This window comes from Kitasatospora sp. NPDC023385, from assembly GCF_055664045.1.
On sequence record NZ_JBVOOL010000014.1, the window covers coordinates 55,358 to 67,362 of the forward strand.

The window sequence follows — 12,005 nt, forward strand, 5'->3', positions numbered from 1 at the left end:
CGGTCGTCCCGGACGGTCGTTCCGGACTATTGTCTTGGACTGGCGTCCCGGACGGACGTCTCAGACGTCCGACGGCAGGCCGAGCAGGCGGCGGCGGTGGGCCGCGTCCACCGCCTCGGTCCGGCTGCCCGCGCCGAGCTTGGCCATCACCCGGGTCAGATGGACGCTGACGGTCTTCTCGCTGATGAACAGCCGCTCGCCCACCTCCCGGTTGGTGAGGCCCTGGGCCACCAGGCCGAGCACCGACCGCTCCCGACCGGTGAGCGGACTGCCCGCCGCACCCGAAGCGCCCGCCGCGCCCGCCGTCGTCGGCCCGTTGGCCGCATCCGCCACCGCCGCGTCCGCCGCCGACGAGGCCCCCGCCGCCGGCCGGACGCCGATCCGCCCGGCGAGGTCCTCGACGGCCGCGAGCAGCGGCGCCGCGCCCAGCCGGCGGGCGATCCGGGCCGCCTGCTCCAGGTCGGCGCCGGCCTGCGCCCGCAGTGCGTGGCCGGCCCGGCGCCCGGCGCCCGCCGTACGGGTGCGGACCAGCACCTCCGCCCGGCGCCACAGCGCCTGCGCCCGGCGGTAGGGGTCGCCGAAGCCGCCGTCGGCGGGGGCGAAGGCGGCGGCGACCTCGGCCCACTGCGCGGCCGTGGCCTCGCCGAGCGCCGTCCGGTGTTCGGCGTCGATCCAGGCCTGCCAGCCCGGGGACGGCGTGTCCCCGGCGCGCGAGCGGGCCCGCGCCGCCAGCGCTGCCACCGCGTCGGCGTCGCCGAGCCTGCCGTGAGCGGTCGCACCGAGCGCGCACAGCGGCAGTTCCTCGGCCCGCCGGGCCGCCGAGTGCTCGCCCCGGTAGCGGTCCCGGTAGAGGTCCCGGTCGCGGTCCCGATCGCGGTCCAGGTCGAGCGTCCGGCGGACCACGTCGGCGGCCGTCTCCGGCCGGTCGCGCCACAGCGCCGCCTCGGCCCGCGCCTGGGCGGCGAGCAGGGCGAGGTGCGGGGGCACCGGTTCGGCGCCGAGGTCACTCACCCGTTCGCCCCTGGCCGCAGCCACCACCACCCCAGCAGCCAGGAGTTGACTGGCAATCAGCTCAGATCCCGGGACATGGTCCGCCCGCAGCGCCACCTCGGCCCCGGTCCAGTCCCCGGCCCGGAACAGCGCGACCGCACGGGCCGTCCGCAGCCGCAGGCCGTACTCGCTCCAGGTCGTCCCGGTCCGGTCGGCCCGCTCCTCGCCGGCCGCGAACTCGGCCACCGCCCCGGCCGGGTCACCGGCCAGCAGCCTGGACAGCCCCAGGCCGTAGTGCGCCCGCAGTTCCACCCCGAAGTGCCCTGATACGCCGCCGTGTTGCCGCATGTCGGCCAGCACCTCGGCGGCACCGGGCCGCCGCAGCCCGGCGAAGGCCAGGGTGATGCGCGCGTCGGCCTCCGCGCCCAGCGCGTCACACTCCGGCCCGTACGGGTCGGTGCCCGGCGCGAACGCCGCCTGGGAGCCCGCTGCCACCGCGTCCCGGACGGCGCTCGCGGCCTGCTCGGCGGCCTCGCCGGTCCGGCCGAGCCGGTTCAGCGCGCGGGCGAGCAGCGCGTGGCTCCACGCCCGGTCGGCGGACGGCGGTGCGGCGGCGAGCAGCCGCAGCGCGGTCTCGGCCTGGCGGGCGGCCTGTTCGGCCCGTCCGGGGAACTCCAGCAGGCGGAGGCCGTACCGCAGCCGGGTCGCCGCCGCGACCGCCGGATCGCCGTCCGCCTCGGCGAGTTCGACGGCCTTCCGCTGCAGCGCCAGGGCCCGTTCGGGTTCGCCGCTGTCGCCCGCGCCCATCGCGGCGAGGCGGGTCAGGCCGACCGCGCTCGCCCCGGCGACGGCGGCCGCGTCGGGCACGCTCGGCCACAGGTCGAGGGCGCGCTCGCTGTGCGCGAGCACCTCGCTGAACGCGCCCCGGTGCGCGGCGTCCCGGGCGGCGCGCACGCTGGCGTTGAGCGCCAGCGGGAAGTCGTGCGCGGCGAGCGCGTGGAAGGCGATCTCCGCCGCATTGCCCCGGGCCTGTTCCAGCAGGTCGGCGCAGCGGGTGTGCAGGCGGGCGCGCCGGCCGGGGAGCAGGCTGTCGTACACGGATTCGCGCAGGAGGGCGTGGCGGAAGCCGAAGCGCTGGGCGGCGACGGCCGCCGGTGGGGCGTTCCGGGGCGGCTCCGGGGCCAGCACGCCGTGGTCGAGGGCTTGTTGGAGTGCGTCGTCCAGCTCCGCGCCGCCCAGTTCGGCGAGCGCCCCCAGGGTGTCCGCGGGCGCCGGGTGGCCGATCACGGCGGCGGCCCGGAGCAGGCGCCGGGTCGGGTCCGCCAGGCGCTCGACCCGGGCGATGAGCACCTCGGACAGGCCGCCGGTCAGTGCGCCCGTCCCGGCGGCGACCAGTTCCTCGGCGAAGAACGGGTTGCCGTCGCAGCGCCGGGCGATGCGTTCGAGCTCGGCGGCGTCCCGGGTCGGTCCCGCGCCGTCGGCAGGCGCGGCCAGAGCGCGGACCAGGCCGAGGGTCTCCTCCCCGGCCAGCGGGGCGAGTTCGAGCCGGTGCACGTGCGGCAGCCGGTACAGCTCGGCCAGCACCCGGCGCAGCGGGTGGCGTCGGTCCAGGTCGTCGCTGCGGTAGGTCGCGACGGTCAGCACCGGGCCGTGGCCCAGCCGGGACAGCAGGAAGGCCAGCAGGTCGAGGCTGGACCGGTCGGCCCAGTGCAGGTCCTCCGCCACCAGCACCACCGGGGTGTCCCGCGCCAGGTCCCGGACGGCTGCCAGGACCGCCGAGAACATCCCGACCCGGCTCGGCGAACGGTCGTCCTCGGGCGTCCGCCCGGCGGCCAACAGCCTCAGTGCGCCGTCCCGTTCGGGTAGCCGACCGGCCGCAACGGCCTGCTGCACGATCTCGGCGAACGGCAGGTACGGCAGCGCGGACTGGGTGTCGACGCACCGCCCGGTCAGGACCAGCGCGCCCTCCCGCGCCGCAGCGGCCGCGAACTCCGCGACCAGCCGGGTCTTGCCGATGCCCGCCTCCCCGGACACCACGACCGCCCCGGACTCCCCGGCCCGGACGCGGGCCATCGCGGCGAGCAGGTCGCCGAGTTCCCCGTCCCGTCCGACGAGGTCGACCTCGGCCCGGCGTCGCAGCATGCCGACGAGCATGGCACGGGCGCCGGGGGTGATCAACGGACCGCGCCCCGGCTGCCGCACCCCGCCCCTCGGCTCACCGCTCCCCGACCCTCGCCTCCCCGCCCCCTTCGCCGCACCGTCCCCTGCCTCACTGGTCGAGCCACCCCTCCCGCGAGGCCAGCGCACCCGCCTGGAACCGGCTGCGGGCGCCGAGTCGGGTCATCAGCTTGCCGGCGATCCGGCCGACCGTCCGGCTGGAGATGCCCAGCTTCCGGCCCGCCTGTTCGTCCGTGTAGCCCTCCTGCAGCAGTTGCAGCACGGCCTTGGTGTCACCGCCGAGTTCGACCCGGGTGTCGCCCGCGTCCCGTTCCCGGGTCGGCGCCCCGAACGGCGCCGCCTGCTGCCAGGACTGGTCGAACAGCGAGGCCAGCGCCGCGATCGCGGCCGTCCCCGGGCCGGAGAGCAGGACCGCGGCCTTGCCCTGCACGTCGTCCGGGTCCACCGAGAGCAGCGCGTGTTCCTGGTCGAAGAGGATCATCCACGGCGGCAGCAGCGCGATCGTGCGGACCTCGCCGCCGCGTTCCTGGAGCCATCGCAGGTGCGCCCGGGTCGCGGGGTCGTTGCGGGCGGTGTTCAGGTAGATCGACCGGGACTCCACGCCGCGCGAGCGCAGGTCCTGGTGGGCCGCCCGGCTGGTCGCCAGGGCCTCCGGGGGCTGCGGACCGCCCGGCACGAAGGCCAGGACCTCGTGCCGGGCCTCGCTGGAGAGCCGCCGCACCTGGTCGCACACGGTGTCGGCCCCGGCGAACTCCTCCACGTCCATCGTCGTCAACCGCCGGTCGGCGAACTCGCTGCGGAGCACCTGGAGCGCCGCGTTCCCCTCCTCGATCCGGCTCCGGCTGCGCGCCAGTTCGACCCGCTGACGGGCCAGCAGGTCCTGCAGTCCCACCTCCGGGCTGACCGCGTAAAGCGTGTCCGGCGCCTCGTACGAGGGCCGCAGCAGGCCCAGGCCGGCGAGCTTGGCGATCTCGGCCACCGTCCGGCCCTGGTCCCAGCCCAGGCTTCCCGCGATCTTCGCGATATCCGTGGCGGGATTGCGGAGCATCGTCAGGTAAAGGGTTTCGCTTTCCGGCCCGAGGCCGAACGGTTCAAGCATCAGGAAAACCCCCGCGACCCATCCCTGATAACCCCGAAAGAACGCCGACCCCGCCGGCGGACGTCACACTCGAAACACTCGAATGCGCCCGGCACCACGGAGATCCGATGACTGGCCGGCACCTGACGCATGTGATCAGCTCCCCCGATCCGTAGGGCGATCTTCTCTATGCCTAACATCGGAGTTGAGCCCTCCGCAATACCCGAACCGTGATCGCCGGATTCCGCACCCCGCGCCCCACCCGGCACTGCGCCCGAAGCCCCACCCGTCGGCCGGTCTGTCCGAATACAGACACCTATTGCCTAAATAAGCCGATAATCATCACTTCGTCCACCCTGATTGAAGTGTCTACATCAAGCCATGTCCGGATCCCGAAGCCCCCGCCGCCTTGCCACCACCCCGCTCCACGGCTACAAACGGGAATATGTCCAGAATTGCCGTCCAGACCACCTCCGCCCCCACCCCGGTCGGCAGCTACTCCCAAGGCGCCCGCCGCGGCACCCTCCTCCAGGTCGCCGGCCAGGGCGGCACCGACCCGGAGACCGGAAAACTCGTCCCCGGCGGAGTCGCCGAACAGACCACCCGAACACTCCGGAACATCGAGGCCATTCTCGACTCCGAGGGCGCGACCTTCGCCGACGTCATCATGGTCCGCGTTTATCTCGCACACGCGGACGATTTCCCCGCCATGGACGCCGCCTACGGCGCATTCCTCGGCCGCCCCTTTCCCGCCCGCACCACCGTGATCGTCGGCCTCCTCTCCGGAATGCTCGTCGAGGTCGACGCCCTCGCCGTCCTCCCCACCCACTGACCCGCATTCCCCACCGCCTCACGCGGCCGACCGGGCCGAAGGCGCCATCAAGGGTGCCGCCAGGGCTGCTTGACGGCCTTTTGCCTCCGCAACTGCCGTGCTCAGAGGACGTGGGATGGTTCCGGCATCGCTTCCGTGACTCGCTCCGAGCACTTTCCGCCTGGCATGACCCACCCCGGCTCGGGTCTGAGCAGCGCGGCCACGTTCAACCAGGTCTACACCGACGTTTGCCGATCCTCGGGGCATGTCCGCGCTGCCGGACCCACCGACCTGCCGGCCTACGGTGAGTTCAACTACACGATCAAGATCCCCTGGCACGCCGGCAAGGAGATCAAGGTCAGCAGCCAGCGGACCCCGGTCGTCCAGGACGACCCCCGGGTGTCGGCCTGCGGGAGCATCCGCAGGCCGACACCCGGGCCTCTCGCCTTTCACCCCTCGGTTAGACGCCCGACCCCGCGCACGTCGGTCTCCCGGCGCCGGCGGTCGAGGCGTTCGCACGCATGGAAGCGTTCAGCTCTCTTGGCCTGCAACAGACTTGGCGTCGATCTCCGCGTGATCGGCGATGCGCGAGGCAGCGCGCGGGAGCGGCCGGTCTGAAGAGGCTCCACCGACAGCCGGGGCGCTTGGCGGCCGGCCGCCGCGGGCTCAGTGCTCGCAGGCCCACCAGGCGTCCGCCGATGCCTTGCCGGCGAGCTCGCGCAGCTTGCGGACCGCCTCGGCCGGGTCGTCGGCGCCGTAGACCGCCGAGCCGGCCACGAACACGTCGGCGCCCGCCTCGGCGCAGCGTTCGATGGTGCTCGCCGCGACGCCGCCGTCGACCTGGAGCCACAGTTCCAGGTCGTGCTTGGCGATCAGTTCCCGGGTGCGGCGGATCTTCGGCAGCATGATGTCCAGGAACGCCTGGCCGCCGAAGCCGGGTTCGACGGTCATGATCAGCACCATGTCGAGTTCGGGCAGCAGGTCCTCGTACGGCTCGATCGGCGTGCCAGGCTTGAGCGCCATGGACGCCCGGGCGCCCTTGGCGCGGATCTCGCGGGCGAGCCGGACGGGCGCGGCGGCCGCCTCGACGTGGAAGGTGACCGAGCCGGCGCCGGCTTCGATGTACTGGGGGGCCCAGCGGTCCGGGTCCTCGATCATCAGGTGGCAGTCGAGGGGGATGTCGGTGGCACGGGCGAGCGATTCGACCACGGGGACGCCCAGGGTGAGGTTGGGCACGAAGTGGTTGTCCATGACGTCCACGTGCAGCCAGTCGGAGCCCCGGACGGCCTCGGCCTCCTCGGCGAGCCGGGCGAAGTCCGCGGAGAGGATGCTGGGGCTGATCTGGGCCATGACCGACTACCTTCACATGAGGGCTGGGGTGCCCAGGCATCGGGCACCTCGCCCCATCATCTCGCGCGGTGCCGCCGCCGACCGCCCCACCGCGGCCCCGCGTGACCGTCGTCACACCCGGCGGGGGATTACCGGGGGCACCGCCGTGGTCATCAGCCCTTGAGCGGTCCACGCATCCGCCCGGGCGGTCCGAGTACGGCCGTGCGGGCAGCTGTCGGGCCGTCCCGCCCAGCCGAGCTCCCGCACCCGCCGGGGGACTCCGTCCCAGGAAGGCTCCCGATGGCCGATCTCGTCCACCCCGCCCGCGCACTGTGGTGGCTCTTCGAGCCGGTGCACGCCGTCACCTACTTCCTCCCGGAGGGGCGCGCAGCCTTCGAGGAGGCCGGGCTGCACGGCCGTCTGCACGGCTACTTCGCCAGCCGCGCGGCGCCGCTCGGCGCGGTGGACGCCTCGCCGGTGACCGCCGCGTTCTTCAACTTCTCCCCGGCGATGGTCGAGCGCGCACTGCCGGAGGTGTGGACGCACGCGAGCCCGGAGGAGGCCCTGGTCGCCCGGCTGAAGGGCTCGGCGGCAACGCTGGCCCGACTGCTGGAACACGTGGACCCGGAGCAGGTCGAACTCGTCGCGGAGACCCTGGAGCAGGCCGCGTCCCGGCTGGACTGCGCCGGCCGGGTGCTGGCCGCCGCCAACGCCGCGCTCCCCCGGCCGAGCGGCCGGTACGAGCGGCTCTGGCAGGCCGCCACCGTGATGCGCGAGCACCGCGGCGACGGCCACGTGGCCGCGCTGGTGGCGACCGGGCTGGACGGCTGCGAGGCGCTGGTGATCCGCTGCGCGATGGACCTGCGGCGCGAGGTGCTGCAGCCGCTGCGCGGATGGACGGACGACGAGTGGGAGGCGGCCACCGAACGCCTCGTCGAGCGCGGCTGGCTGACCGACCAGGGCACGGTCACCGAGCTCGGCCGGATCCGCCACCAGTCCCTGGAGGCCGCCACCGACCTGGCCGCCGCCCGGGTGTGGGAGGACTATCCGCGCACCGAACTCGACCGGCTGGCGGCGGCGTTGAAGCCGATATCGGCACTGTGTCGCGGCCAGATCCCGATCAACCCGATGGGGCTGCCGGACGGCCGGTGACCGACGCGCCGTAACCGGTACTGGGTAACCGGCACTCTCAACCGGCACTCCGTAACCGACGAGCCCTACCCGACACCCCGCCGCTACTACCGGCTCCCCGGCGGCCCGAGCACGATCCCCCGCCCGGCGTAGAACTGCCCGAACGACCGCCACGGCACGCGCGCGAAGGCCTGCGACTCGCCCGGGAAACCGGACGGGTTGTGGATCAGCAGCGCCGTGTCCGTGGCGCCGACCGCCAGCACCAGGTGCCCGCCGCGCCGCACCGGGTCCGGCCCGTCCGGCTCCCGGATCGACGGGTGCACCGACACCATCACCAGGTGCCCGCCAGCCACCTCGGCCGCGACCTCCTCGGGAGTCAACTCCCGTGCCCGCGCGGCCAGTCCCCAGCGCTGCCGGACGTACGCGGCGAACGGCGCGTGGATCAGCCCGCGCAGGCTGTCGCCGTCCCGGACGTACGCGCCGGCGGCCACGCACTCACCCGCGAGCGCCATCGCCGTCGGGGTCACCCCCCACCAGTGCTCCAGCGCCATCCGCAGGCAGGCCACCCCGCACAGCCGCCAGGACCACCACGCGTACTCCTCGGGGGTGGCCGCCCCCGACTGCCCCCAGCGCGGGTCCGCGGAGGCGTCCAGCCGCCCGTCGACGATCTCCCGTACGAGCTCGGCGGACTCCCACTGCGCGCGGTACGGCACTTCGTGCACCGCGCGCACGCCGTGCCCCGACCGCGCCCCGCGCCCCACCGACTCCGACCGCGCCGGCTGTTCCGCCCGCGCGCTGCCCTGATCCACCATCCCCCGACGCTCTCACGCCGCCGCAGGCCGGACAACCCGCGACACTCCCTGCACACCGACCCCGCCCGCGGCCCCCGCCCCCTGTCCGCCGCCCCCTACGAGCCTGCCGCGCCGCTCTCCCCCGCGTCCGACCGGTAGGCCAGCCGCTGTGCCGCCCGCCGTCCGCGCGCCTCCACCGGGAGCGCGCCGGTGGCACCGGCCAGGCCGAACGGCGGCATGTCGAAGTAGATCGACTCGTACCCGCCCTCCGGCACGATGTACGTCTCGTGCCAGAGCCCGACGTGCCCGCGCGTGCTGCCCTCCCGCAGTTTGCGGTTGGCGATGCCCCACACGGTGTGGTGGAAGCCGTCCGGCGCGCTCGCGTAGCCGTACAGCTTCTCCTTCGACTCCCAGTACTGGACGACGTAGTAGGTGCGCGGCGAGGCGGTGAGCAGGATGCGGCCGAGGAGGCCGCGTTCGGGGCTGCGGCGCAGCTCGTGCAGCATCCGGAACATCGCGAACATCACCGGGCCCCAGTGGTGCACGGCCCAGAACCGGTTGATCCGCATGCCGATCAGCAGCACCACGGTGTCGCCGGTGGCGGCGGCGGTGGTGTGGCCGCGCAGCGGCTTGGCGAACATCGAGCGGACGAACGTGCTTCCCGTGGACATCCCGGCCTCCCCGCACCCTCGGCTGCCATCGCAACGGCACCCCATGTAAGCGGTGATTACATCAGCGCACGATGCCCCGGTCAAGGCTCGCCACAGCCACAATTCGGCTACTTCCCAGGCCCGTTGGCGATCCCCTGACCGAAGGTGTCCAGCACCTGCGCGGCCAGCTCCTCCGCCTTCTCGGCGGGCAGGTAGCCGTCCACGATCATCTGCGCCAGCCCGTACACCAACGCCTGCCCGGCCAGCCCGACCAGCGCCGGATCCCCGGGACGCAGCCGACCGGCCTCCTGGTCCGCGGCGATCACGTCCGTCAACGCCCGGTCGATCCCGTCCAGTTGCTCCCGCAGCGCCGGCTCCCGCACGGCGGTGAACACCCTCGACCGCACCAGCTCGAACCGCCGCGGATGCCGCACCGCGTACCGGACGAACCCCAGCCCGACCGCCCGCATCACCGACCCACCACCGGACCCGGCCCCGGACTCGCCCCCGACCCCGGACGCGCCCCCGGCCCCGCCGTCCGGCCCGGCAGCCGCCACCTGCGCCTCCTGCCACCGCACGAAGTCCGCCAGCACCCGGTCCGCCAACGCGGTCAACAGCGCCTGCCGGTCCGCGAAATGCCGGAACGGCGCCCCCGCCGACACCCCCGCCCGCCGCGCCACCTCCCGGACGCTCACCTTCTCCTGCCCCTGCTCGTCCAACACCTCGAACGCCGCCGCCACCAACGCCTCCGGCAACGCCCCGTGGTGGTACGCCCCCCGACCCCCGCCCAGCTCCCTCGTCTCCCTCGTCTCCGTCATGCCTGCCTTGCTACCACAGCCGGACGGCACCCCGCCCCGCCCACTCCCACCCACCGGAGCCCGCATGCCCGTCCACACCCCCAGCCCCACCAGCCGCGCCGCGACCTTCGCCGCCACCTACACCGCCGTCCAGGCCGCCACCCTCTTCCTGGGCGCCCGCCTCCTCGGCCTGCGCCCGAACCCCCTCCGCATCGCCGCCGCCCTCACCCTCTCCGCCACCACCCACTACCTCGCCGGCCGCCGCGGGAACTTCCTACGCCTGGCCGACCACGGCATGAACAGCGCGTACTGCATGGACGTTCTCTGCACCAACGTCGGGTCAGGTCAGCTCAACGAATCGGTGGACGCGAAAGGACGTGAGGCGGTCGGGCTCGATGCGTGCCGAGTCCACTCGGTAGTTGGCGGCGCCGAGTTCAAGAACAGTGCTGTCCGTGAGTGTCCCGACCTCGGTGCCGAAGTAGGCGGCGTCGAACATGACGAGCTCGCTCGTGGTTTTCAGTACGGGTCCTTCTTCCCACTCGGCGGCGGGAAGTCCGGCCAGGACGATGTCAGCGACGCCTTCCTCGCTTTCTGCGTAGCACCAGCGGACGAGGACTCGGTGCTCGGGAAGATAGGCGGTGGAGAGCGGTTCATCCCCGAGGACAAGCGCCTCGGCGTCACCAGGGAGAGCGAGGACACCGACCAGTTCAACCACCTCGCAGGCCCGGTCGTAGTCGCCCTCCGTTCCCGACCAATGCGACAGAGCATCGCGAGGAACCACGATGAACGGGCCGCCCTCCGACTCCAGCCAGCCCTGCTCCCACCCGCCGTCTCGCCGACCGCCTCGACGCCCGGTGGACCGGCCACCGGCTGGATTTCACCGACCGGTCCACCGGGGACCTCGTCCTCACCGACCCGGGATTCGCCGGTGCGGGGCCGAACAGCATCCTGCTCCGGCGCTCGGCCGTGGACCGCCTGCTGGGCGAGGACGACGTCCTGCTCTTTGGGCGGTCACCCTGGCCGAGCCCGGCACGGCGTGGTCCGTGGGCTGGTCGGCCTACTGCGTCCTCGACTCCGGCTCCCTCCACGTGCTGCCCTGCCCTGGACCGCCGACCGGCCGCCGGTTCCCGGCCTCCCCGTGGCCCCGGAGGGGGCTGGGCGGCTGGGTGCCGAACCGGACCGACTGACCCGGCCCCGACCCTCGATGGGAATCGGGGCCGGGGACGAGGCGCCGGGCGGGCAGCCAACCGGCCTACCAGGCGTAGTCCTCCGGGGCCGGCCGGTGGCCCGGGAAGAGTTCGTCGAGGCGGGCCAGGGTCTTCTGGTCGAGTTCCAGGTCGAGCGCGGTGAGGGCGGCGTCGAGGTGGGCGGGGGTGCGGGGGCCGATGATGGGGGCGGTGACGGCGGGGCGGGAGAGGAGCCAGGCGAGGGCGAGGTCGGCGGGGTCGGTGCCGAGTTCGTCGGCGAGGTCCTCGTAGGCCTGGATGCGGTCGCGGTGCTTGGCGAGGAGGTCTGCGGCGTGGCCCAGGGCGCTGCGGCCGCGGGTGCCTTCGCGTTCCTTGCGCAGGACGCCGCCGAGGAGGCCGCCGCGCAGCGGGGACCAGGGGATGAGCCCGAGGCCGTAGTGCTGGAGGGCGGGGATGACTTCGAGTTCGACGGTGCGGTCGAGGAGGTTGTAGAGGGACTGTTCGCTGACCAGGCCGAGGAAGTGGCGGGAGCGGGCGGCCTCCTGGGCCTGGGCGATGTGCCAGCCGGCGAAGTTGCTGGAACCGACGTAGATGATCTTGCCCTGGGCGACCAGGACCTCCATCGCCTGCCAGATCTCCTCCCAGGGCGTGGCCCGGTCGATGTGGTGCATCTGGTACACGTCGATGTGGTCGGTCTGCAGCCGCCGCAGGCTCGCCTCGACGGCCCGGCGGATGGCGAGCGCGGAGAGCTTGCCGTCGTTGGGCCAGGAGCTCATGGGGGCGTAGGCCTTGGTCGCGAGGACGGTGCGCTCCCGGCGGCCGCCGCCCCGGGCGAACCAGCGGCCGATGATCTCCTCGGTGCGGCCCTGGAGGTTGCCCTCGCTGTCGCGGCCGTAGGAGTTGGCGGTGTCGAAGAAGTTGAGGCCGCGCTCGTGGGCGGTGTCCATGAGGCGGTGGGCATCGGCTTCTTCGGTGTGCGGGCCGAAGTTCATGGTGCCGAGGCAGAGGCGGGAGACGGTCAGGCCGGTGCGGCCGAGGTGGGTGTACTCCATGGCGTTCCACC

At 73.8% G+C, this 12,005-nt stretch carries 10 protein-coding genes; 2 read left to right on the forward strand and 8 right to left on the reverse strand.

Annotated features, from left to right (window positions below; all coding sequences use genetic code 11):
- Nucleotides 1–60: 60 nt before the first annotated feature.
- Nucleotides 61–3,132, reverse strand: a complete 3,072-nt coding sequence (locus AC0B61_RS22265; protein ID WP_471742466.1) for a helix-turn-helix transcriptional regulator — start codon at nt 3,130–3,132, stop codon at nt 61–63.
- Nucleotides 3,133–3,259: 127 nt separating this feature from the next.
- Nucleotides 3,260–4,216, reverse strand: coding sequence for a LuxR C-terminal-related transcriptional regulator (locus tag AC0B61_RS22270; protein ID WP_471742467.1), 957 nt, complete (start codon nt 4,214–4,216; stop codon nt 3,260–3,262).
- 475 nt (nt 4,217–4,691) lie between these two features.
- On the opposite strand from AC0B61_RS22270, the gene AC0B61_RS22275 reads away from it, so the two are divergent.
- Nucleotides 4,692–5,078, forward strand: coding sequence for a RidA family protein (locus AC0B61_RS22275; RefSeq protein WP_471742468.1), 387 nt, complete (start codon nt 4,692–4,694; stop codon nt 5,076–5,078).
- A 645-nt stretch (nt 5,079–5,723) separates the two neighbouring features.
- Here the strand turns inward: AC0B61_RS22275 and rpe are convergent.
- On the reverse strand, nt 5,724–6,407 hold the full coding sequence (gene rpe / locus AC0B61_RS22280; protein WP_471742469.1) for a ribulose-phosphate 3-epimerase: 684 nt from the start codon (nt 6,405–6,407) through the stop codon (nt 5,724–5,726).
- A 279-nt stretch (nt 6,408–6,686) separates the two neighbouring features.
- Between rpe and AC0B61_RS22285 the strand changes: the two genes are divergently transcribed.
- Complete coding sequence (locus tag AC0B61_RS22285) at nt 6,687–7,538, forward strand: SCO6745 family protein (protein ID WP_471742470.1); 852 nt, start codon at nt 6,687–6,689, stop codon at nt 7,536–7,538.
- A gap of 86 nt (nt 7,539–7,624) precedes the next feature.
- On the opposite strand, the gene AC0B61_RS22290 is transcribed toward AC0B61_RS22285, so the two are convergent.
- The 5 genes from AC0B61_RS22290 to AC0B61_RS22310 all read right to left on the reverse strand — a co-directional run bounded on the left by AC0B61_RS22290 (nt 7,625) and on the right by AC0B61_RS22310 (nt 11,994).
- Nucleotides 7,625–8,248, reverse strand: coding sequence for a C39 family peptidase (locus AC0B61_RS22290; protein WP_471742471.1), 624 nt, complete (start codon nt 8,246–8,248; stop codon nt 7,625–7,627).
- A 176-nt stretch (nt 8,249–8,424) separates the two neighbouring features.
- A complete protein-coding gene (locus AC0B61_RS22295) occupies nt 8,425–8,949 on the reverse strand; it encodes a DUF4188 domain-containing protein (protein ID WP_471742588.1) in 525 nt (174 codons plus the stop codon).
- A 137-nt stretch (nt 8,950–9,086) separates the two neighbouring features.
- Nucleotides 9,087–9,776: a TetR/AcrR family transcriptional regulator gene (locus AC0B61_RS22300; RefSeq protein WP_471742472.1), complete on the reverse strand. Its 690-nt coding sequence runs from the start codon at nt 9,774–9,776 to the stop codon at nt 9,087–9,089.
- A gap of 319 nt (nt 9,777–10,095) precedes the next feature.
- Complete coding sequence (locus AC0B61_RS22305; protein ID WP_471742589.1) at nt 10,096–10,563, reverse strand: Imm21 family immunity protein; 468 nt, start codon at nt 10,561–10,563, stop codon at nt 10,096–10,098.
- A gap of 444 nt (nt 10,564–11,007) precedes the next feature.
- Entirely contained in the window at nt 11,008–11,994 is a 987-nt protein-coding gene (locus tag AC0B61_RS22310) for an aldo/keto reductase (RefSeq protein WP_471742473.1), read from the reverse strand.
- Between the last annotated feature and the right edge of the window lie 11 nt (nt 11,995–12,005).

Excerpts from the sequence above, each read along its gene's own strand:
- AC0B61_RS22265 (WP_471742466.1), bottom strand. The coding sequence starts at position 3,132 with ATGCTGCGACGCCGGGCCGAGGTCGACCTCGTCGGACGGGACGGGGAA.
- AC0B61_RS22270 (WP_471742467.1), bottom strand. The coding sequence starts at position 4,216 with ATGCTCCGCAATCCCGCCACGGATATCGCGAAGATCGCGGGAAGCCTG.
- AC0B61_RS22275 (WP_471742468.1), top strand. The coding sequence starts at position 4,692 with ATGTCCAGAATTGCCGTCCAGACCACCTCCGCCCCCACCCCGGTCGGC.
- rpe (WP_471742469.1), bottom strand. The coding sequence starts at position 6,407 with ATGGCCCAGATCAGCCCCAGCATCCTCTCCGCGGACTTCGCCCGGCTC.
- AC0B61_RS22285 (WP_471742470.1), top strand. The coding sequence starts at position 6,687 with ATGGCCGATCTCGTCCACCCCGCCCGCGCACTGTGGTGGCTCTTCGAG.
- AC0B61_RS22295 (WP_471742588.1), bottom strand. The coding sequence starts at position 8,949 with ATGTTCGCCAAGCCGCTGCGCGGCCACACCACCGCCGCCGCCACCGGC.
- AC0B61_RS22300 (WP_471742472.1), bottom strand. The coding sequence starts at position 9,776 with ATGACGGAGACGAGGGAGACGAGGGAGCTGGGCGGGGGTCGGGGGGCG.
- AC0B61_RS22310 (WP_471742473.1), bottom strand. The coding sequence starts at position 11,994 with ATGGAGTACACCCACCTCGGCCGCACCGGCCTGACCGTCTCCCGCCTC.